This is a genomic window from Synechococcus sp. W55.2, from assembly GCF_047461635.1.
Lineage (GTDB): Bacteria > Cyanobacteriota > Cyanobacteriia > Thermostichales > Thermostichaceae > Thermostichus.
The window spans coordinates 1-22,206 of the sequence record NZ_JANSHM010000038.1; the positions used below are offsets into that span (position 1 = coordinate 1).

General features: G+C 54.1%; 17 protein-coding genes, 1 tRNA gene and 2 pseudogenes. 10 read left to right on the forward strand and 10 right to left on the reverse strand.

Features of this window, described 5'->3' with window-relative positions:
- Together NW828_RS08760 and NW828_RS08765 are read left to right on the forward strand one after the other, a co-directional pair.
- Positions 1–570 (forward strand): annotated as a pseudogene (locus tag NW828_RS08760) (hypothetical protein); the annotation flags it as partial.
- Between the two features lie 234 nt (positions 571–804).
- Positions 805–1,406 (forward strand): annotated as a pseudogene (locus NW828_RS08765) (DUF1294 domain-containing protein).
- Positions 1,407–1,645: 239 nt separating this feature from the next.
- Here the strand turns inward: NW828_RS08765 and NW828_RS08770 are convergent.
- The 4 genes from NW828_RS08770 to NW828_RS08785 all read right to left on the reverse strand — a co-directional run bounded on the left by NW828_RS08770 (position 1,646) and on the right by NW828_RS08785 (position 7,374).
- A tRNA-Ser gene (locus NW828_RS08770) sits at positions 1,646–1,736 on the reverse strand.
- A gap of 138 nt (positions 1,737–1,874) precedes the next feature.
- Positions 1,875–2,264 (reverse strand): response regulator, encoded by a 390-nt coding sequence (locus NW828_RS08775; protein WP_031460628.1) that lies wholly within the window; start codon positions 2,262–2,264, stop codon positions 1,875–1,877.
- Between the two features lie 16 nt (positions 2,265–2,280).
- On the reverse strand, positions 2,281–5,001 hold the full coding sequence (locus NW828_RS08780; protein WP_414383279.1) for a response regulator: 2,721 nt from the start codon (positions 4,999–5,001) through the stop codon (positions 2,281–2,283).
- Between the two features lie 876 nt (positions 5,002–5,877).
- Complete coding sequence (locus NW828_RS08785; protein ID WP_031460631.1) at positions 5,878–7,374, reverse strand: aldehyde dehydrogenase family protein; 1,497 nt, start codon at positions 7,372–7,374, stop codon at positions 5,878–5,880.
- A 76-nt stretch (positions 7,375–7,450) separates the two neighbouring features.
- Between NW828_RS08785 and NW828_RS08790 the strand changes: the two genes are divergently transcribed.
- The 6 genes from NW828_RS08790 to NW828_RS08815 all read left to right on the forward strand — a co-directional run bounded on the left by NW828_RS08790 (position 7,451) and on the right by NW828_RS08815 (position 12,877).
- A complete protein-coding gene (locus tag NW828_RS08790) occupies positions 7,451–8,257 on the forward strand; it encodes a PP2C family protein-serine/threonine phosphatase (RefSeq protein WP_414383281.1) in 807 nt (268 codons plus the stop codon).
- Positions 8,258–8,409: 152 nt separating this feature from the next.
- Positions 8,410–9,672, forward strand: a complete 1,263-nt coding sequence (locus NW828_RS08795; RefSeq protein WP_414383283.1) for an LCP family protein — start codon at positions 8,410–8,412, stop codon at positions 9,670–9,672.
- A gap of 44 nt (positions 9,673–9,716) precedes the next feature.
- Positions 9,717–10,307, forward strand: coding sequence for a LysM peptidoglycan-binding domain-containing protein (locus NW828_RS08800; protein WP_414383285.1), 591 nt, complete (start codon positions 9,717–9,719; stop codon positions 10,305–10,307).
- Positions 10,304–10,969 (forward strand): alpha/beta hydrolase, encoded by a 666-nt coding sequence (locus NW828_RS08805; protein ID WP_031460635.1) that lies wholly within the window; start codon positions 10,304–10,306, stop codon positions 10,967–10,969. Before NW828_RS08800 ends, NW828_RS08805 begins: the two co-directional genes overlap by 4 nt.
- 322 nt (positions 10,970–11,291) lie before the next feature.
- On the forward strand, positions 11,292–11,693 hold the full coding sequence (locus tag NW828_RS08810) for a protein DA1 (RefSeq protein ID WP_414383287.1): 402 nt from the start codon (positions 11,292–11,294) through the stop codon (positions 11,691–11,693).
- 92 nt (positions 11,694–11,785) lie between these two features.
- The gene (locus tag NW828_RS08815; protein WP_414383289.1) at positions 11,786–12,877 is read left to right on the forward strand and encodes a DUF3524 domain-containing protein; all 1,092 of its coding nucleotides are present in this window, start codon (positions 11,786–11,788) and stop codon (positions 12,875–12,877) included.
- 49 nt (positions 12,878–12,926) lie between these two features.
- On the opposite strand, the gene NW828_RS08820 is transcribed toward NW828_RS08815, so the two are convergent.
- The 6 genes from NW828_RS08820 to NW828_RS08845 form a co-directional block, all read right to left on the reverse strand.
- Entirely contained in the window at positions 12,927–13,985 is a 1,059-nt protein-coding gene (locus tag NW828_RS08820; RefSeq protein ID WP_414383290.1) for a hypothetical protein, read from the reverse strand.
- A gap of 6 nt (positions 13,986–13,991) precedes the next feature.
- Positions 13,992–14,966 carry a sugar phosphate nucleotidyltransferase gene (locus NW828_RS08825; RefSeq protein ID WP_031460639.1) on the reverse strand — a complete coding sequence of 325 codons (975 nt, stop codon included), beginning with the start codon at positions 14,964–14,966 and terminating at the stop codon, positions 13,992–13,994.
- Positions 14,967–14,969: 3 nt separating this feature from the next.
- On the reverse strand, positions 14,970–15,203 hold the full coding sequence (locus NW828_RS08830; RefSeq protein ID WP_081910052.1) for an FmdB family zinc ribbon protein: 234 nt from the start codon (positions 15,201–15,203) through the stop codon (positions 14,970–14,972).
- Positions 15,204–15,541: 338 nt separating this feature from the next.
- Positions 15,542–16,624, reverse strand: a complete 1,083-nt coding sequence (locus NW828_RS08835; RefSeq protein WP_414383293.1) for a hypothetical protein — start codon at positions 16,622–16,624, stop codon at positions 15,542–15,544.
- Between the two features lie 314 nt (positions 16,625–16,938).
- Positions 16,939–18,186 (reverse strand): glycosyl hydrolase family 18 protein, encoded by a 1,248-nt coding sequence (locus NW828_RS08840; protein ID WP_031461188.1) that lies wholly within the window; start codon positions 18,184–18,186, stop codon positions 16,939–16,941.
- Positions 18,187–18,226: 40 nt separating this feature from the next.
- Positions 18,227–18,622, reverse strand: coding sequence for a metallopeptidase family protein (locus tag NW828_RS08845; RefSeq protein ID WP_414383295.1), 396 nt, complete (start codon positions 18,620–18,622; stop codon positions 18,227–18,229).
- A 319-nt stretch (positions 18,623–18,941) separates the two neighbouring features.
- On the opposite strand from NW828_RS08845, the gene NW828_RS08850 reads away from it, so the two are divergent.
- On the forward strand, positions 18,942–20,921 hold the full coding sequence (locus NW828_RS08850) for a hypothetical protein (RefSeq protein WP_414383297.1): 1,980 nt from the start codon (positions 18,942–18,944) through the stop codon (positions 20,919–20,921).
- 330 nt (positions 20,922–21,251) lie between these two features.
- On the forward strand, positions 21,252–21,938 hold the full coding sequence (locus NW828_RS08855; RefSeq protein WP_414383299.1) for a cupin domain-containing protein: 687 nt from the start codon (positions 21,252–21,254) through the stop codon (positions 21,936–21,938).
- Positions 21,939–22,206 lie beyond the last annotated feature (268 nt).

Consider the following 22,206-nt stretch of genomic DNA (forward strand, 5'->3'; position numbering starts at 1 on the left):
CACTACGCACGGGCGGGGGTGGCGCAGTATGTGATTGTGGACAACATTGGACGGCGGGGGGAGCGGCAGCTCCGGTTGCTCGATTACCGGCTGGTGGGGGACACCTACCGGCTCCAGCCGCCCGATGCGCGGGGATGGGTGTATCTGGAGGTTGCCGGGCTGTGGCTAGGGGTGGAAGGCGACCACGTGGTTTGCTACACCGACGACGGCACGGCGTTTGGTGACTACGCGACGGTGGTGCAGCAGGCGGCGGAAGCTGAGGCGCGAGCGCGACAGGAAGCGGCAGCGCGGGCGGAGGCAGAAGCGCTGGCACGTGCGGCAGCGGAACAAGCGCGACGGGAAGCGGCAGCGCGGGCCGAGGCAGAAGAACAGGCCCGACGGGAAGCGGCAGCGCGGGCCGAGGCAGAAGAACAGGCTCGACGCGAAGCAGCAGCGCGGGCGGAAGCCGAAGCGCGAGCGCGAGCAGCGGAAGAACAGGCGCAACGGGAAGCAGCGGCGCGAGCCGAGCTTGAAGCCCGTCTGCGCCAGCTTGAAGTCGAGCTGCGGCGCTTGCAGGGTTTAGAAGAATGAAACAGCAACGGGTCTTATCGCCGGGAAAACCTATTGTCCCTGTAGGACTTCCGTGGTTACGGCAAAGGCTTGCGCCCATAGCCCATGCGAGGTGAAGCCCTGCGTGACAGCGTCGCTGAGGAAAGGAGGGTTTGATGTTTTGTAAATTGTGTTGGTCTTCAGGAATCTGGTAATATGTGCAATATAGTATACTAAACAGGTCATATTCGTTGCTGATCACGTTGGCAAGTTCCTATGAACGATCAAAGTTACTTCGGCAGAGTTGCCAGTTGGAAGCAGAAAGAAGGATACGGCTTTATCACTTCACCAAGTCATCAAGGTGACATCTTTTTTCATATTCGCGATACCTTCGACCGCAACTGGCAGCCGCATCCAGGTGAAACGGTCAAATTTACTGTTCAGCTCGATGCTCAGGGGCGATTACGGGCAGTCAATGTACGAACACAGTCGGCAGCGCCACAGATTGTCGGATCGGTTTCTAGTTTTGATACCGTGTTGGCCTTGTTGGTCGTTGGCGCATTTGTGATCTTGTTGGGGCTTGCAGTATTCGCAATGGTAATGCCATCATGGGTTATTGGGTGGTATCTGGCGTGTAGTGCAGTGACGCTGATGTTATACCAGGAAGATAAGCGGCGAGCACAATTTGGAGTTTGGCGTATCCGCGAACAGACTCTGCATGGGAGCTGTTAGGGGGATGGCCTGGTGCGCTGCTTGCGCAGCAGATTTTTCGACATAAAATTAGTAAGTCTTCGTATGCCAGATATTTTTGGGGTATTGTAAGTTTGCATATTGGCGGGATTCTCTTGTATCTGGCAGTTACACTATTGGTCTGGTAACGGATATATCGGGATGCTGATCCTGATGTGGGAGGTTTTCAACCCGCATGTATTGATGTAATGAAGAGAGTGTGCGGCGGTAAGCCGGGTGAGTTGGGTAGGAACGCGCTAACCAGTGGGGTATAGGGTGATGCAAAATAGCAAATTGCGCGTCACAATGCCAGGAAACGTATCTTTATGCACGCCTCTTGTCAGTTCCTCAGCGATTGTTGGGATAGCAAGTGGTGGAAGAGACCAACTGGCGGGCAGGGTGGGATTCGAACCCACGACAGCGTTTCCGCTGTACGGCATTTCCAGTGCCGCGCACTAGACCAACTATGCGACCTGCCCTTGCGGTTGCGATATTACCACATTGTGTAACGCTGTGCAAGTATGATCTGCACCGGTTAGTGCTTTTCTGTGTTCTCAGCTTCGGGTTCCATTCGATGTCTTGACGCTTCAATAGTGTCATCACGAGCTTCTACGCAGCTACGGAGCTGTGGGTTCTTTTCCGCGCTGACGAAGGAGTGCTTCAACTTTTTCTCGGAATCGGTTAAAGTCAATCGGTTTAGTCTCAAAGTCATCACAACCAGCATCCAGTGAGCGTGTCCGATCTTCGGTGAGGGCGTAAGCAGTCAATGCCAGGATCGGAATATGCCTGGTGGCCGGTTGCGATTTGATACGGTGGGTGGCCTGCCATCCGTTGAGCACGGGTAATCCCATATCCATTACAATCAGATCAGGCTGCGCGCTACGGGCGAGGGCGACACCCTGAGCGCCATCGGCTGCCAGAATTGGTTCGTGCCCCATCAATTCTACTAATCGTGCGATCAGATCGCGATTATTAGCATCATCTTCTACGATAAGAATTTTTGCCATTGTTTACCCTGCCTTGTTACTGTTCTATGAGTAGAGACTTGTTTTGGGACAGTAGCCGTCGCAAATGATCGATCATTTGCTCCAGGTTTAATTCTGCTTTGCGTTGAATCATGCTCACACTGACTGCCAGTTGTTGTCGTTCATCAGCGGTTAGCTCATGGGCCGTCATCAAGATCACCGGAATATTCTTCCCGTGAGGATGGCTTCGTAACTGTTCAAGCAATTGTAGTCCATCCATACCGGGCAACATATAATCAAGCAATATCAGGGCCGGTGGTCGGCTTAGCGCAGCAGTAAGACCGGTTTCGCCATCGGAGGCGACCTCTACCGACCAGCCGACGGTTCGCAGGGTTTGGGCGAACAATTCGGCGAGTGCCGTATCATCTTCAACCAGCAAAATATGTGGTGTTGAAACTTCGGCTTTGGGTTGGTAGAAACGTCTAACAATGCTGATCAATCTGTTCGGCTCGACAGGCTTGACCAAATATTCGTCGACTGAGAGGGTCAGACCGTGCTGAGCCTGGTCATCAATCGTTAGCACAACGATTGGGATATGAGATAGCTCTGGGTTTTCACGCAGCCGCGCCAACACTTCGAGGCCGTGCAAATCGGGTAATTTTAGATCGAGGACGATCACCTCAGGGATGAGAGCGGCAGCCAGTTGCAGACCTTCAGTACCGGTCTCAGCAGTAACGATAGTCGCTTCAGTAGCCGGTATGAGTCGACGCAACATATCGCTCATTGTTGGATCATCGTCGATAATCAGTAAAACAGCATTTTTGGCCGTTACTGTCGAGGCGGTCTTGTCAGTCGTGATTGGTGCTGGGATTGCAGAAAGACTGGGCGCGTCCAGGTCTGATGTCGAAGAGATTGCATTAAGTTCGGCAGGGACTTCGATTGTAAATGTTGATCCGAATCCAACAGTGCTTTCGACCGTAATTCTGCCACCGATAAGCGCACATAAACGCTGACTCAAGGCCAGACCCAGGCCGGTGCCACCGTATTTTCGGGTGGGTGTATCATCAACCTGCGAAAACGCTTTGAACAGCTTATCTAGTTTATCAGCAGGGATGCCAATACCGGTATCAGAAACGGTAAAGCGGAACCACTTCTGCGCATTCTCATAATAGTGACTAACGGTTAGGGTTATCTCACCATTTTCAGTAAATTTTGCGGCATTACTTAACAGATTTATCAATGCCTGACGCACCTTGGTCGCATCACTGTTTAGAATACCAATATCTGGTGGACAATTGATCTGGAGGCGATTCCGATTCTTCTCGATTTGGGGCAGAACCGTATTTACGGCAGAGCGCACCAAATCTGCTACATCGGCATATTCGATGCTGACCGTCATTCGACCAGCTTCGATTCGGGAAATATCAAGAATATCGTTAATAAGGGCAAGGAGATGCGTACCGGCAGCACGAATACGTCCGACATCGTGTGCAACCGTATCATAGATACCCTGACCGATTAACTGTTCTAGGAGCTGGCTGTAGCCGATAATTGCGGTCAAGGGAGTACGCAACTCGTGGCTCATTGTGGCAAGAAAGGTACTTTTCGCTCGTGAAGCTGCTTCAGCAGCATCGCGTGCCCTTATCAGCTCTTGCTCGATCCGGCGACGTTGCTGGATCTCGGTTTTCAGACTTTCTGTCTGGCGGGTAATTTCAAGGTTGCGGGCATGCAACTGTTGCATCATCGTGTTGAATGCACTGGCGACCTGAGCCAGTTCATACTCAGGCGGGACGACCAGCGGGTGGGTGAGGTCACCGCTACCAACTCGTTCAGCACCTTGTCGGAGTGCATCCAGAACGCGGAAGATGAAGCGATCGAGCAGATAATTTATGCTCAGCAGGATGAGCGCACCAAAAAGGAATAGACTGATAGTGACAAAAATTCCGGCCCGCGTCGATAGCTCAGTGGCTTCATTTTCAGGTATTTCGGTCACTAATCGCCAAGGGGTACCGGGAATATTCAGCGCGACGCCGAGAGTCTCTTGTTGAAAGCGATTAATGTAGAAGCGCTGGTTACCATCGGGTGGAAAGGTACGAAATTCTGGACGTTCACTTATGCTAGTATTAGCAAGGACAACTTGCGGATCAGGATGGGCAATAATGAAGCCAAGATCATCGACGATATAGGCATGCCCGGTACGGCCAAACCGGATTGTCGCTACAGTTTCCCACAACAAATTCATCCGTAACCGACCGGCGACGACTCCGCCATCACTCGCAGGCATCGACAGAATAATGTACGGTTCACTATTAGTGGTAATGAACAGCGGGCTAAGGTAATTGTTTCCCTTGCGCGCCTGTTGGAACCAGTTTGCGAGCAGAATGCTTGCCGGATTTGTTAGAAGCGGTTGATCACGGCTGGTCGACGCGATGACACGACCGGTTGCATCGACACGGACAATCTCGATCCAGGCGGGTATGCGGTTAAGAATTTCAGGGAGTAATTCAGGTGATTGCCGAATCTGTTGAACCGATAGTGCTCCCACCAGGTTGAGCGTATCTTCAACCCGCAGCAGAAAGTCATCGATTGTGCGCACTGCATACTGAGCTGCTTCGCGTTGGCGACCAGCCCATCCCTCTTGTTCAACCGTTTCAATATATCGGAAAACACCGTAAGCCGCTATCAACAATATTGATAGCATGCTCAGACTTAGAAAGAGCAATAATTTAGCCCGTAAACTGGTTTTAATCGATTGTTGCCAATGTTGTAAGACTTGCACAGACGACCTCGTTGGTGTGCACAGCGTGTTGGTCAATAGTGTGTTTAGCTTCTCCTTCTTCAATCATCGTTGCCGGCAGGCCGGTCCAGGAGCACGCTCATGGGTAATTGCCTGTTGCATAAGATTTGATTGAAAATCCTTGCGATTTCAGCAGGATGCTTATCGTATCGCGAGGAATCGGGCCAGAGCACAATCTTGTCCGTAAGTGCTGTTTCCCAGCGATCAGCCCGTCTTGTAATCGGTTTGTCAACCAGATCGGTACGTACCGGTAAGCCGGTAATACCCCATTGATACACGATTGATATATCAGGTCGTAGAAATCGATCCTGATATTACGTACATTAGGAATGAATGATAACCAGTTTTGATGTGATTGATGACGAACGATACTCTATCGAACACCCACCAACAGGATCACCAGCATTGCCGGAAAAAGTCGCACTGATGTTCTCCGGTAAAGCCGGTGCTTCTGTTCAGTATACCACTGAATGATTATCAACTGTTGCTTGCTCGCTCATGTTCGTGCTGATGTGTGCGCTGCGCAGTGAATGTTCCTTCCGTTGACACCGACATGAGGGCGTGTGGAGTGCTGCTCACTGCTCATCGGTTCCAGGTGACGGTTGACCGTCTCTATCCGACAATCTGCTACCTGTTATCCCCGCTGGCGAGGGGGTAATCCCACATCTTACCGTCCCCTGGTGAGGAGTGAGTGGAGAGCAGTGAGCGGTGAGATGAGGCGGTGTAACGCTCACTCTTCTCCGATCTTCATTCGCTTCTCTTCTGCGGTGTGCTGTTGTGGGAAGGTGTTGACTCCTCTCGCAATACGGGCGGGTTTACAACCCGCCCTGACCGGTGAATCGTAAGCCCGAGCCTGAGTTAATCAGCGTTGTCAATCTGTGCCCGCTGTAACGTCCCACTGTAATCAATATAAACGCTCTTCCATTCGGAAAAGACATCGAGCATGGTTGGGCCGGCTTCGCGATGACCGTTACCGGTTGCTTTAACGCCACCGAAGGGCAGATGGATTTCGGCGCCGATAGTGGGGGCGTTGATGTACACGATACCGGCCTGAAGCGCGTGCATAGCCCGGAAAGCAGCGTTGATGTCGCGCGTGTAGATTGCAGAGCTGAGGCCGTAAGCAACGTCGTTGGCAATGGTGATCGCTTCATCAAGGCTATCGACTTCGATCACACTGAGAACAGGCCCGAAAATCTCTTCACGAGCGATCCGCATTTGAGGCGTAACATTGGTAAAGACGGTAGGCGCAATAAAGTAGCCATAATCGTAGTCGCCGCCGGTAAGTCGGTAACCACCGCACAGCAGCGTGGCACCCTCTTGTTTGCCGATTTCGATGTAGTTTAGCACTCGCTGCAACTGCTTTTCATTGACCAGTGGCCCCATTTCGGTAGCGGGGTCGAGACCATTGCCTACGCGCAGTGACTGAGCACGCGCCACAATCCGATCGACCAATTCGCGGGCAACGGCGCGGTGGACAATTAGGCGGCTGGTGGCAGTACAGCGTTGGCCAGTGGTGCCAAAGGCTGCCCACAAGACGCCATCGAGCGCCAGGTCGAGATCGGCGTCGGGCATCACAATTAATGGGTTCTTGCCGCCCATTTCCAGGCTGACCCGTTTGATCCGGCGAGCACCCAGTTCGTATACCAGCCGACCGGTTTCGGTGCTGCCGGTGAAGGAAATGACCGGTACATCGGGATGTTCGACCAGCGGTTGACCGGCCTTTGGCCCATAGCCAGTGACGATGTTGACCACACCGGGAGGTAACCCGGCTTCCATCAGGCACTGCACCAGATTATACGTACTGGCCGAGGCATCTTCACCCGGTTTAATCACAACCGTGTTGCCACAGACGATGGCGGGCAGCATCTTCCAGGATGCAATAGCCATTGGAAAGTTCCACGGCGTGATCAGGCCAACTACACCGATTGGCTGCCGAATACTCATCTGAAACTTGTTGGGCAATTCGGAAGGGGTTGTCACCCCAAACATTCGCCGCCCTTCACTACCGGCGTACTGGGCCATGCCGATCGCTTCGACAATATCACCACCGGCCTCGAAGAGCGGTTTGCCCATCTCGCGAGTCAGATCGCGACTGTACTGCTCTTTACGGGACTGTAGCAGTTCAGCAGCGCGCAGCAAAATCTCGCCACGCTTTGGCGCCGGTACTTTGCTCCAGTGGGGGAAGGCGGCTTTGGCCGCTTCAACGGCGGCATAGACATCGCGCTCGTCGCTGTCGGCAAATACACCTACCAGATCGCGAGTATCGGCGGGATTACGCCGCTCAAAGGTTTTTCCGCTCTGAGCGGGAACGAATTCGCCGCCGATCAAGTTGTGGAATACACGTCCTTCGGACATCGTCGTCCTCCTCAATCGTCTAAAGAATGGCCCTATTCCGGTAACAGTGTGATTATAGCATGGTGTAAGTTGTGGTATGCTGTTACAGATTAACGAGCAAGACGAGGGGATGCATGTGATGGCCGATCTGGAAATGCGCGTAGCAGTTGCCAAAGTTCCTCGTTATGGTGAGCTGGAGAGCGGTGATACGCTCGAGACGATTGAGCGTCCGGGTGGTGGATTTTCGTTTGTTCTGGTTGATGGGCAGGGCAGTGGCCGCAGTGCCAAAACGTTGTCGCATCTGGTAGCGACGCGAGCGATTACGTTGCTGAAAGATGGGGCACGCGATGGGGCAGTGGCGCGGGCTGTGCATGACTATCTGTATACTTATCGAATGGGACAGGTGGCGGCAACGCTGAATATTCTATCGGTTGATTTTGCCGGGCCGAAAATTCTGGTTACCCGTAATAATCCGGCACCGTTTTTCGTTATTACACCACAGGAAATGCGCAGTTTTAACGCGCCCTCCAGTCCGATTGGCTTGCAGCCATTAATTCGTCCTCATATCAGTGAAATACCGGTTGCTCCCTATACCTATATCGTCTTGTTTACCGATGGCTTGTTGCGAGCAGGAGAGCGACGAGGTGAGGATTTGGGATTGCCCAATTATCTAGCGGCGTGGCCGGCCCACGAGGGTCGTGATCCGCAGACGCTAGTTGATAGCATTCTCCAGTACGCACTTGAGCTTGATGATGGAAAACCATCTGATGATATAAGTATTGTGGTGCTGGCCATTTTGCCGACGAACGGTATTCCCGGATTGCGTCGCTTGACGATGAGTGCGCCGATTGTGGCAACCAGCCTGTACGAACCACCTGATGAGCCGGAAGTGATAGATGATTAGGGCACCGGATGGCAATGGATCGACAACGTGGCAACCGACGGCAACGATCACCTACGTTACCGCAGGGCAGTGCACGGGAACGAGTTGCTCTGCTCCGTGCCCGGCGTCGGCAGCGTTGGCGATGGCTGGTTCTCATTGGTGGAGTCGTTTGTGTGCTGCTGCTCGCATTCAGCGGTGTAGGTTGGGTATGGAACACTCTGACCAGTATACGCCAGAATGAGCTGCGCCCGCTGACCAGGACGGCAACGCCGACCAGTACAATGTTTCGGCAACCATTTACGGTATTGCTGCTAGGTGTTGATCAGCGTGCTGATGGCGGCGAAGGTGTGCGCAGTGATACATTGATTCTGGCGTATATCCATCCGACCGAACAGTGGGTGAGTTTACTCTCGATCCCACGTGATACGGTGGCCGTGATCCCCGGTCTTGGCGAGCAGAAGATCAATGCTGCTTATAACTATGGTTATCAGCATGCAGCCAGTCTGTATGGGCCTGGTACTGATCCGGCTGCTGCCGGTGGGGCGCTGGTTGCCGAAACCGTTGCGATGTTGCTGAATATGCCGGTTGATTATGTTGCTCAAATCGATTTTAGTGGCTTTGAACGGTTAATCGATGCGATAGGCGGCGTTTTGATCGACGTTCCTGCCCCACTCCTCGACAGTAGTTTTCCTACCGATGATTATGGGTATGAGCGAATCTTCATTCCTGCCGGTCTACAGATTCTCGATGGGAAGACGGCGTTGAAATACGCACGATCCCGTCACGGTTCGAGTGATTTCGACCGTGCCCAGCGGCAACAGATGTTGTTGCGGGCAGTGGTTGCGACGATCCAGCGTCGGGGCCTGATCGATCAGGCAGGAGTGCTCGCAACGTTGCTTGAAGAGGTGCGGCGCAGTATCAAGACGACGCTGCCAATTGACGACCCGGCTGTCTTGCGGGACCTGTTGATGCTGGCCCAAGCGATTGATAGCAGCCGGATCGCAACGTTCGGTATTAATCCGCGTGATGTGGCCGTGGTTGCCGAGATTGGATCAGACATTTACTGGAACCGGCGCGATCTGGCAATGTTGGTCGAACGATTCCGGGCCGGGCCCCAGATCGATAGCGAACTGGCGAAAGTGCAAGTCTTGAACGGTACGCCGGTGAACGGTCTGGCGGGGCGAATCAGTCGTGCGTTGGCCCAGGCAAATTTTCAGACGCTGCCCGCCAGTAACACCGAACGGCGAGAGAAGACTATGCTGATCGATTATACCGGGAAACCGGCAACACTGGCCCGGCTGGCTGCGCATCTGGGTCTGCCACCGAGTCAGGTTTTTGCGACACCACCGGCTGATGCACCGCCCCAACCCTTGGGCGCAGATATTGTGCTGGTCGTTGGGTTGGATTACGAACCACGCTGGGCATTGGTACCGTAATGCGGTGATTCCTGGTTCAGCGTGATGCCGGCGAATGAAATGATATGTTGACAGAAACGACACTCTGGTTTCTACTGATCTTTATTTTTTTGGCGCCGCCGATCGGTGCGCTGATATTGCGTATGAGTCAGCGTTTCATTGGCGCTATCGGTATCGCAATCGGGATGACTGTCATCCTGATCGGAGTGGCAGCGGCTATCTTTACAATCAGTCGGAATCCATTGCCACCCCTGCGGATCAGTGATTTGACGTTGTTAACGGCCTGGGTACCGCCAGTCCCCGATGCGCTCGATCAAGAGCTGTTACCGGTTATGCCAACAGTGCCGGTCGTACCAACAATGACACCCCGACCAACGCTGACGGTAACGGCGACGAGAACGCCTGAACCAACACTCACTGCCGAACCAACTCCCACCGTTGAACCAACACCCACTGCCGAACCAAGTGCGACTCCGGAACCTCCTGCTACCCCAACAGCCGCTGGACCACGACGCTATACTGTGCAGGCCGGGGATACATTGCGTGTCATTGCCGAACGGTTTGGGGTTACAATTGAAGCAATTCTACAGGCTAATAATCTTACTCCGGCACAGGGTGACAACCTGCAAGTCGGGCAGGAACTGGTGATCCCATGACAACGATTCGCACGATTGAACGCCGACCATTCATTGAGCGTGGGCCAGCGCCACTCTTAGTCATGTTGCACGGTTTCGGTAGCAATGAACGTGATCTTTTTGAACTGGCTGATATGATCGATGACCGGGTCCATATTGTGAGTGCGCGGGCGCCAATTGCCCTCCCCTGGGGAGGATTTGCATGGTACGAGCTGAGTGGCGCTCCGGGCCGGTTAATTCCCGATCCAGTTGGGCGATCAAAGGCGGTTGAATTATTGATTAGGTTCATCAGTGAATTGCCGGGTCGGATCGGAACCGATCCCCAGCGTACTTATTTGTTTGGCTTCAGCCAGGGGGCGATCTTGAGCCTGGCTTTGGCCTGGCGGATTCCGGAACGCCTGGCCGGTGTTATTGCGGCCAATGGGTATCTTGATCCTGCCTTCACCACGCAGCCACCGGCTGCCGGTATCGAACGGCTTCCTATTCTGCAACTGCACGGAACCTACGATGAGGTGATTCCGGTCGAGCACGCCCGGAGTACTCGTGATATACTGACGCGCTACGCGCCTCGTCATCGGTATCACGAGGATCCGGTTGGGCACAGTCTGCATCCAAACGGTTTGAGCCTCATGCAGCATTGGCTGGCCGAGCAACTCGATGGGCCGCCGCCGCATACTGCCTGATGATAGGGGGCTTTTTTCGTGCAGGTGAGGTATGACCACTCATGGTTCGCGCTGTGCCAGTTGTGGGAAACCGTTGGTCGGTAGCTACTATGTCTTGGTTGATCGTCCAGAGCGGTTTTGCCCACAATGTATTGCTACCCGGCCCCGCTGTAGTACGTGTGGTGCGCCGCTCGGGAATCACTTCTGGGAGCTGCATGATGGGCGGCAGCAGTGTGATGCCTGCCATGCCGTGGCAATCTACGATCCGAGGCGAGCACAAGACCTGTTTCAACAGACAGCGAGTCTGTTGGCTACAGGGATGGGGTTACAGCTTTGGGTAGGGGTGGCCTTTCGTCTGGTTGATGCGCCAACGATGGCCCGGTTACGTGGCCTGGTTGCTCCGGGTCAAGATACACTTGGGTTGTACCGACGGCAGAATCATGTGCGGGTCATTTATGTGCTCTACGGGTTGCCGATGCTCGTTTTCCGTATCACGGCAGCCCATGAGTATGCACACGCATGGCAGGCCGAGCATTGTCCGCTGTTGCGGAATGATTTTCTCCGTGAAGGGCATGCGGAGTGGGTCGCCTATCACCATCTCTTGCAGCTTGGGAGTCATAAAGCGGCGGCACGGATGCTTGACGAAAATCATCCCTATCAGAAGCCACTGCGCTATCTGTTGAACCTCGAGGCGCAATTAGGAGTTGAAGGCGTCAATGCGTATATGATGCGGATTGATGACTGACGTGGTAGGGCGGGGGTTGATCACAATGCGCCTCACTAGGCCGTTGCCATTGACCATCACATCCTGTCGGCGAGCATAGTAGTACTAAAACGATGAAAATATGGTGGCTTGATCCGTTTCATGGAGGATCACACGCGGCAGTGGCGAGCGGTTATGCCGCACATAGTGCTCATCAGGTCAGACTCATTACAATGAATCAGGCTGGGGGATGGCGGTGGCGGATGCGAGGTGGGGCGATCACGCTGGCCCGGCAGGTGGCAGCGTTAGCTGAAATCCCTGATGTGATCGTTACGACCGATATGCTCGACCTGGCCGTCTTTCGGGCGTTGACCGATCGCACGTTGGGATTGGTTCCAGCCGCGATCTATTTTCACGAAAATCAACTGACGTATCCACTACCGCCGGGCCGCAAGCGCGATTATACCTTTGCCTGGATCAATTTTACCAGCGCATTAGTAGCCGATGCGGTTATTTTCAATTCTGATTTTCATCGGCGCGATTGGCTAACCGCCCTGCCGGCCATGCTCCGACGCTATCACGATTACCACGAGCTACAGACGGTAGATCAGATTGCTGCCAAGTCACTGGTGCTTCCACCTGGTCTTGATCTGCCACCCTTGCCATCGCGTCGTCCGCGTGACCCATCTGCACCGCCGGTCATTCTGTGGAATGCGCGTTGGGAATATGATAAGCAACCACACGTTGTGATGGCAGCGTTGGAATATCTGGCTGCGCGTGGGGTGACGTTTCGCCTGATTGTAACCGGCGAGCATATTGATCCGACGGCCCCTGATCTAGTGGCCGCCCGCCAGCGTTGGGCCGATTGGACGATTCATTGGGGTTTTGCCGAGAGTCGGGCAGCGTATCTGAATCTGTTGCAGCAGGCCGATATTGTGGTGTCGGCAGCCATCCAGGAGTACTTTGGGATTGCGATTCTCGAAGCGATTGCCTGTGGATGTGTGCCGCTGTTACCGGCCCGACTCAACTATCCCGATTTGATACCGCCGGAATGGCACGCTGATTGTCTTTACCCTACAGATGATGATCTACCAGCGGCGTTAGAGCGGTTGATCGCGGATTTGCCGCGATTAATGCAGTACAATTGGTCGGCGCTGGCGCTGCCTTACCGCTGGCAGAATCTGGCCCCACGTTATGACGCGACGCTAGCCGCACTGGTACGGTGATGAGATGGTGGAGCAAGGCTGGGGCGAAGCACCGCTTCGCCCCTACGAGTCAACATCCAACTGCGCGGGTCAGTTCTGGTCGTAACACCGTCCTGGCCGGATCAAGACGAGCCAGCACTCGTTGCACGATTCGCAGATCGTAGGCGATTTGGAGATTTTGCTGGGCATCGGGTGCAAACAAGCCGTGACCATAACGGTCGAAGCTGTTAGCCAGGTATAGCCACATATCGTTATCAAGTGTGTTTTCCGGCAGAAGACTGTACCAGCGCAAAAAATTCGTGATATGGTGTGAAGGATTGAGCGGGGGTAATTGCGGTTGCCCAAATACCATCCGCAGCCGATCACGGGCAGCAACCGCGTCACGGACGGTATCTTGCAGAGCGGCGCGTTGCAAGCCAACCGGTGGTGGTGGCAATTGGGGCAGTGATCGGCGATACGCATTGATATTGATCTGCTGCGCATGGGTCAGTATCTGGGCATCACGCGCTGATAACTGCTGGGGATGGTGAACGGTCGCAACAAACCAAACGTTTGGCGGTACCGGCAGAGCAGATAGCCTTTCGACGGCAAAGGGTAAGAGGTTGAGCCGCTTGTGTACATAATGAAAGAGTTCATCGGGGGCCAGGCCGTCGAAATAGACAATGTACAGCTTTCCGGTACCTTGTGGAGACTGCGCCTCGCTGAGCACCTCACTCAACTGGCTGTCACCGAACCGAGTATGCAGATCACGGAAATAATCATGTTGACCACTGCGTGTTGCCCAGTTTGCCGAACCAATCCTTATCAATTGACCGGGCGCGTCGCCGACAATTGCATGGGCCAGATGCTGCACCAGCGCCGCTTTGCCCGCGCCGGCGCGACCGCTCAGGACGAGACAGGGATAGGTTTTGAGCGCAACGTATACTGCTGTCAAGAGGCGGGCCGTTGCGGAATCGGCGGCAGATGTGAGACGCCGAATAGTTTCTTGTTCGGCACTACGCGAGAGGGCATGGTCAGCGGCGACCATACCTGGCTTCTGCCTGCTACCAGACGAGGCCAACTCCCAGCGGCCATCCTCGGCCTCGCCGCGAGCGCCATTGCTTACGGCATGGAAGTTGTAAGCTATCATAGTGGTTCACCTGAAACGAATATCAGACAAATCGCTGACATTCAACTCTTGACTGACGCCATTAACCGTAGCGCGATCGCCGATCAGGCTACGGTTGAGAATCACCGACTGAATTTGAGCACCGGCATTGATAATCGAATCGCGCACAATAGCCTGGCGCACAACTGCACCATCGGCAATCGAGACGTAGGGGCCGATAACGGCCTGGTCGATCACGGCGGTGGCGGCAATGTTAACCGGAGGAATGATGACAGCGTTTGGATACTCGGTAGCATAGTGGTGACCGTGATCGAGAAGGTAGCGATTGGTATCGAGCAGAGCCTCGATGGTGCCACAGTCGTACCACACCCTGACCGTTTCGGCGCGCAATTCTTCACCGCGGTCAATCATCACTTGCAGAGCATCGGCCAGATAGAACTCGCCTTTGGTTTGGATGTTGTTTTGCATAATGTAGTCGATAGCCGACATAAGGCGGGAGGCCTCTGGTACGTAGTAGATACCGGCCACTGCCAGATTAGAGATCGGCTCGCTCGGCTTTTCGACCAGACGCACGATGCGCCCTTTTTCAACGACTACCACTCCAAAACGACGCGGATCGTCAACCTCTTTGCAATAGACGATGCCATAGTTGGGGTGTTGATTGAGTTGTTCAATATCAAATTCGAGCAACCCATCACCAAACACGACCAGAAGCGGCCCGGTTAGATCATGGGCCAGCGCAATCGCATCGGCCTGTCCCCGCATCACCTTCTGTTCGAGGAATCGCATCGGGTAGGTGTAATTTGCCCGCATAAATTCCTCAATCTGGTTCCCTAAATAACCGACCACGCAGATCAGTTCGTCAATTTGGAGGGGAGCCAGATAATCAATGATGTGGGCTAACACTGCTTTGCCGGCGACGCTCACGAGTGGCTTAGGTCGCACGAACGTATGCGGACGGAGGCGAGTACCGAGGCCGGCGGTCAGGATCATAACGCGCATACGTTAGCTCCTTGGGCCACAACTGCAAGCGCTGCAACTACATCCACTAGCGGAGCTGCTGGTGGTGTTGGTGGTTGCTGCTTCGCCACGGCTATGCGTTGCAAATAAGGACAAACGACGTTGCACGTGGGTGCTTTGGCAGAAGGGGCAAACGATGTTTTGATCGGCAGCGTTCATCGGTCGTAGCTGTTCGAACTGGTGGGTGCAGTCCAAGCAGCTATACTCGTACATCGGCATAGCGTCACCTCATAACATCAGGGGAAAGAATCGGGGGCGGACGTGGCCCAATCGCATTATACCATGGCGCTAGTGGCAATGGGATAACGGTTTTCTTATTTTGGCGATAATGTTTCTGAATAGAAGTAAGGGGCGCAGTAGCGCTGCGCCCGTACATCCATCGTATAGTATGTCACCTGGGTGCGCGGGCCTCTGGCCCGCCTGGTGCGTAGGACATCACCTGGGTGCGCGGGCCTCTGGCCCGCCTGGTGCGTAGGACATCACTCGGGTGCGCGGGCCTCTGGCCCGCAGTGCGGTGAAGGCAATCCGAAGCGGAACCCGTTGAAAATCCCTGACGATCACCGAATCGTGTAGGCACTTAGCAAGCTCTGTTCGCCGAGCAACTGGCGCTGCGTCTGAAAACTGAGCTGGGCGCGTTCGACAAATGCCCGTGCCTCTTGAAAGCGCAGTGCAGCACGGTTGGCGTGGGATACGTCGTATGTGCTGTAGAACTCAAGAATTGCATCAAGACCAGCCAGCTCTAGTTCAAGGCCACGCCGGTAATCTTCGTGCGCCGGTACCAGTACCCCCGGCGGTCGTAACTCGCCCAGCGTTGCCAGTGCCCCGGCGACAGTTGCTCGCAAGCGCTGAGTCGCCGCGACGTGGTTCACCGATGCACCGCCGGGCTGACTGGTCTCCTGGCGGTAGGTGTCGGTCGCGGTACGCAAAGCGGCACGGATGTCATCTACTGCGCTGAGGTAAGAAACGGTCAGACTTTCAACGACTGCCAGTGGTTCGGCCTCGAGGACGGGTAGTGGTGTAGGGGTGGGAAGGGCAGTCGCAGATGTTGTTTCGACACTGAACGTCTGCGTCTGTGCGGCAGCGAGGGCCGCGAGAGCCTCTTCGCGGGCACGACTGACGCTTTGATGCAGGAGGAGTGCGACGGTCAGTAACACGATGGGTATCAGCCAGAGTACAAGCCGAACCCGTGAGGTTTCACGGCGTTGCCAGCGCCAATGGAACCACCAGTCATGACTCGATTGGGTGACTACCGTGGACGATGGTGGCGGTGGTGGGTTGGTGGTTGATTCGGGTGAGACGGTTGGTGGGCTGAGATCGGCTACTGGGCGTGACGTGTCTGTGCCCTGACGCTGGAGGTAGGCCAGGCCGCGCCGGGCATACGGATTGGCTGGATTGATCTGTAAAACGGCTTGTAAGCAAAACATGCGTTGCGCAGGATCATCAACGACATCGCTGAGCCACAACCAGGCCCGTTCGTCACGTGGATCAAGCCTGAGCGCACGGGCCAGCAAGCCGGCTGCAACGCGCCGCTGACCACCACGCGCGGCGGCGATACCACGCTCGACTAATTCACGGGCTTCGGCTGGATGTGCCTGTACTCCAGTCTCACTTGTGGTGGTTGTCATTGTTGTCTCGTTCAACGTGCTGCGATAGATAGCAACTCTAGTTTACCACTGAATGGATGGTGATGTCATTCTTCTTCTGTCGCTGTCTGACATTGCACGGTATTCATACACCACCGGCTTCGTGAGAGTGGTATCACGTTTTCGGTGCTTGGGCTACAGGATGCCTGACCCGCTCAACTTTCTCTGTGCATAACGTGCATAAGGCGAGTTGAGAAGTCGCCTTGACCTGGATGCAGGTAGCGTATATGACATTATTGCAATGCGTCAAAACGTATTTTAGCTTAGGTGTTCGTTCCATTCTTGAACGATGGATAAGGTGGTCTTGCGCGTCAGTGATCGGGCAACAACGCATTCAAGGCCCGCTGAATCAACGTCGAATCTTGTACCAGATTGGCCCGCACCGTCTGCCAGTATTCGGGCCGTTCGTACCCCAACTGCCAGATAGCGATCCCGGCCAGATCGAGCCGCTGTACAGTTGCAATTTTATCGGCCAGGCCGGTATCGGTCATAAACCAGACTGTGCGGGTGCCGGCGCTGGTGCGATAGGTAAAGGTGCTCTCGCCGACCCGACCGCGAGCGTTGCGCTCGATAAAACTGACCGTTGGCTGATATTCGTTGATAATTTCTTCAATGATACGCCACGGTCGGGCAGTTGCGTTCCCGTTGGGTGGCCAGTCGTAGCCGTAGAAATGTACTCCCAGCAAGACTTTCGCCGGATCGACCACCTCGCGGGCGTAGTTTGCCACAGCTTCGATCCAGTAGGCCGGTGCGACCGGGCCAGGCCCGGAGCCACGCCAGTGGTAATCGTAGGTCATGATCCGTAGTTGATCAACATGCGGCCCAATCGCTGCCCAGTCTTGAAAGGCACCTAGGCCACCGTCGTCGCGATCTTTGGCGTGCACAGCCACGGTAAGCAGTTTGTTGTGAGCGTGCAAGGCAGCGGCTAGATCAACAATGAATGTGGTAAAGTCATCACGGAGCGACGGCGCCAGCGATTCGTAATCAATGTCGATGCCATCGTAGTTGCGGGCCAATACCTCATCGACGATATTCTGAATATGCCGTGCGCGCAGTTGCGGATTGCTCAACACAGGCACGACGGCGCCAGGATTATTGACGTTGTGGATGGATGGGATGATCCGCACATTGTTTTTATGGGCGATCTCTACCAGCTCATCGTCGCGCTGACCGTACAGTCGACCACTGGCATCGGTGGTGTACCAGAAGGGACTGATGTCGTCGATAATATCAACGTTAGCAAAGAACGAATCTCGTGCGTCGCCGACGAAGTTCGGCGGGAGCCAGACCGCAATATAACGACCACTCTTCGGATGGTAGCCAATCGTTTCTGGCTCGGGCGGCGCCGCAGTGGGTAGCGGTGTCGGTGGGATGGGGGTAGGTAAGATCAGCACCGGTGCAGATGTGGCTGTCGGTTCTGGGGCTGTGGTGGGGATGATGGCGCCGGTTGAGAAGGTGATGAGCGTGCTCGACATCTGCAATGTTTGCCAGAGGAGGAATCCGGCAATTGCCAGTGCACTCAGATAGATTATTCCGGTGATGATGGTGCCAATGCGCACGTGCAACCTCATACTAGCAAAGCGACAGATGTCTACCCCATCAGTAGGCATCCAGTTCGCGGAGCCGTTCGTCGCTGATTCCAAAATGGTGGGCAATCTCGTGGAGCACTGTGCGTCGTATCTGTTCGCGCAGTGCTGATCTGGTACGAAAATCGCGCTCCAGTGGTTCCTGGAAAATGGTGATGATAGCCGGTGGCACAATGTCACCCGATTGCTGTTCGGTGATCGGCACACCCTCGTAGAGACCGTAGATGGTTTGCCAGGGACTTAGACCGAGGGCACGCCGTTGCTCACGGCTTGGCCGTGGTGCTACAACGATCTCAACCGTCTCCAGGTAACGAGCAAAGACGGGTGGGAGGTTGTCAAGGACTTCAGCCACCAGATCGGCAAACGTTGTTCCAGCCATCAGTTTCAGGGCATCGGTACGCTGTTTCATTTCGCTTCATTATAATGGTCGCTGCTAGAGAGCGTCAAGCATTGTGTTTATCTGAAAACAGGGTCCAACGTGTATAGGATTGTGGTGTGTATAACAAAAATGGTAACACTATTACTATTGTAGGCACAAGCCCTATCAGAGAACGGTAAAGACCCAACAGGGCCGAGCGGAATATGATGATAAACTATCACGATGTGGAGCTGCGTCAGAATGTCCTGGACGTGAGTTTAATGATCTTATTGCATGGTCGGCTACGCTGCACAAAAAAAGAATGCCCTCCGACAAACAAGTATATTGAAAGAGAACAGGACCTACAGCGATGCGATTAGCGCTTGCCGTCTTTTTCATGCTCAGTGGTTTCTACTTGCTCACGATGAGCGGACATACATATTCGGCTGATGAAGAAACGATGCTTGCCGTCACTCGTAGCCTGCTCGAACGCGGCGATGTGGCAGTTGTCGTTGAAGATGGTGCACCGGTCGTGGCGTTGCGTCCTGGTCGTGATGGCAACGTCTATTCACCTTACGGCATCCTTCCTTCGCTACTTGCCATACCACTGCATCTGTTGGGCACGATCATCGCACACACCGGCTCGTCTGCCGACTATGCGTCTCGGTTTACAGTAACGATGCTAAATGGATTGCTCACTGCGGCAACATGTGCCGTCATAGCGCGATGGGCACAACGACTTGGTGCGACAACTGGATGGTCAATAATCCTGGCACTCCTGTACGGCCTAACGACCTTTGCCTGGGTTTATGCTCGGACATTCTTTTCCGAGCCGCTCGCTGCCCTCTTGATCCTTGGCGCGACCTACAATGCCTGGAGTGCATTTCAATCCTCCAGAACCAATTATTGGCAACTGTTTGTGTCAGGATTGCTGTCCGGGTTGCTACTTGTGACGCGAATTGCTGCTGCGGTTGCACTGCCGATCATCGCTCTGTACATTCTCTGGGAATTATCGAACGTTTGGCTGCAATACCGTTTACTGTTGCAAATGTACGGGGTCGCGGTACGACGATGGCACATTCCGCGTAGCGTATTCATTGGAGTATTAAGCTGGATGGTTGGATTGCTTCCCGGTCTGGCCCTGTTCGGATGGTACAACCTGGCCCGCTTTGCAACACCAATAGCCTCTGGATACGAAAGTGAAGCATTTTCGTTCACCACCCCGCTTGGTGAAGGGCTTTTCGGCTTGCTGCTTAGTCCGGGAAAAAGTGTGTTCTTGTATGCACCAGCTCTCTTGCTGGCACTTCCTGGTGGGATTGTCTTCTGGCGGCGCGGCAAGCGAGCATTGGTTCTGATAGTTGTAGGATTGTTCCTCTCGCACCTATTCCTCTATGCCTGCTGGGCACATTGGCCAGGTGGTGGCGTTTGGGGGCCACGCTTCTTATTGCCGGTCGTGGCGCCGGTTATTATTCTGGCGGCCAGTCTTTTCAGACCAACCTCGGCGCAACAGTTGAAGATAGGCCTGTGGATACTGGTGCTCGTCCTCAGTACTACAGGATTCATCGGTAATCTTGGTGGTGTTCTTCTTAATTTTGATACATATATTGTTTTGACCCCTTTCCATAACAGTACCTACACTATCGCTGACTCGCCACCGGTTGGGCACTGGCGGCTGTTGTTCGACCGATGGGGGCGTTATCGCGTTCCGCCACCTTTCTGCCAACTGGGTGATGGTATCTATGCCAGCGAGTCTACAGATGGCGCAATATTCCCGCGACGCACCGGACCTCAAGGGGAATTTGCTTGTCTTATAAACAGCGCCGCACGCATCACACTGATACTTGATGATCAACGTCCGGCCGGAGCACCTGATAGTCAATTGCGTCTCCGCTTGAACGGTTATGATCAAGGCAGATTACCGAATGGGCAGCGACGTTTCTATTACCTGCGCTTACCATCTGGTTGGAGTCGTTTGGAGGTTGTTGTACAGCCGTGGAATCCACTTGCCATAGGTTTCAGTGATCGTGATGAGCCATTAGGGCCAATCATCGTTGCCTTGTATGGTCAGACCGATGATGATACTCGTCTTGCAATTGTAGATACTGCTGTGGCGCCACTACCGGCACGTCCCAGTCCTCGTTGGGCATGGTACTATGAACCGGCGAACCAGCATCTGATCGACCACTGGCTTTGGTATCTACCGCGTTCCGAACTGACAACCGAACAGGCGCTACGAATGGGAGGCCTGATCATTCTGACCGGAACGATCAGCCTTATTGCAGGGATTTGGCTACTCGTGATGATACGGAAACCCCGTGAGCGCGATCATTCCACGTATGATCACAACTGAACTCATCTTCCCACCCGAAGAATAGACCTTGATAGTGAGTTGTCGTTATCTTCTGCCGTTATGCCCATGGAGATTGGTATGTCTACAGGAAAGGGCATAGCTTGGTGCACAAAGGTTGTTAGAACCTAGCTCACACGTCTCTAGGCAGAATGTGTAAGGCAGGCTTCCAGCGTCTCGTTCGTAATCTAAACGGCAAGAATCACCGAATGGAAGACCGTCGGGCAGGAATGAATTAACATTTTCATAATTTTTTATTAACAAAAGATAAATCGAGTTATGGTATCATAACTGTGCATCGACAAAACACGTCTCGCAAATGTCTACCCAGGTATGTCTATTACTCCATACCTCGAACATCTCAAACGCACGCTTCCTTCTGGTGCAACGGTATACTACTTTGCTCCGGACGGAGTCGTTTATGTTGTGGGGCGAGATTGCCTCCGTCGTCTTGATCCAACCCGACGCAGCGAAGACTGCATTGAAATGCTGCGCTTTATTGACACCGGCCAGTATACGCGCTATCTCATCGGCTCTGCTGTGACCTCAGACGAAAACCCGACGAACGCCACCTATAAGCTTGGCTTTGTCCGCCCGCACAGCGCCTTTACGCCACACGCCCACGGCGCAGAGCACTTTGTGCTAAGCATGGGGTATGCGTCGTGTGGGTTGTACGATCAAGAACGGTCAGCCGTCGCTCACGTGCGTCTGATCCCTGGTTCGATGCTGTACATTCCGGCAATGATGCCACACTCGTTCAATAATCGCGCCGATACACCGCTGCCACTGGTGATTGCTAACACCGGAATGGGTATCGATCACGAGGATTATGCAATCACCGCAGCGATGGCAGCGGAGCGTGCGCTTCGAGGCGATCAGGCAGCAGCGCGGTTACTTGAGGCGTTGCGGCAATTGGAAACGGAAATGGCAACGGATCGGGTACACGCAACGACATCGCTACGCGAACGACTGGCAGGGTGGCTCCGGCGACTTGCCAGTGTGCTGGAGGGAGGTGCATAGATGAAATGCCCGCACTGTCTTGCTGAACTGCGCTACCGTGAGCGAACCGGTCGAAGTTGTTCGTATTGTCAAAAAACGTTTGCTCTGGAGCCACGAGAGAACAAGTTGAGTCTTAGTGACCTGCGCTTACGCGGTATTGCCGAACGTTTGAGTGGGAAAGGTACATACAGGTATACTGCACAGCAATTAGCACATGCAGTAGTTTTTCGAGTGTCGAAAGGAAGGTCGCAATTTACATCTTTTTTATCTCAGAAATTGATAACTTTTG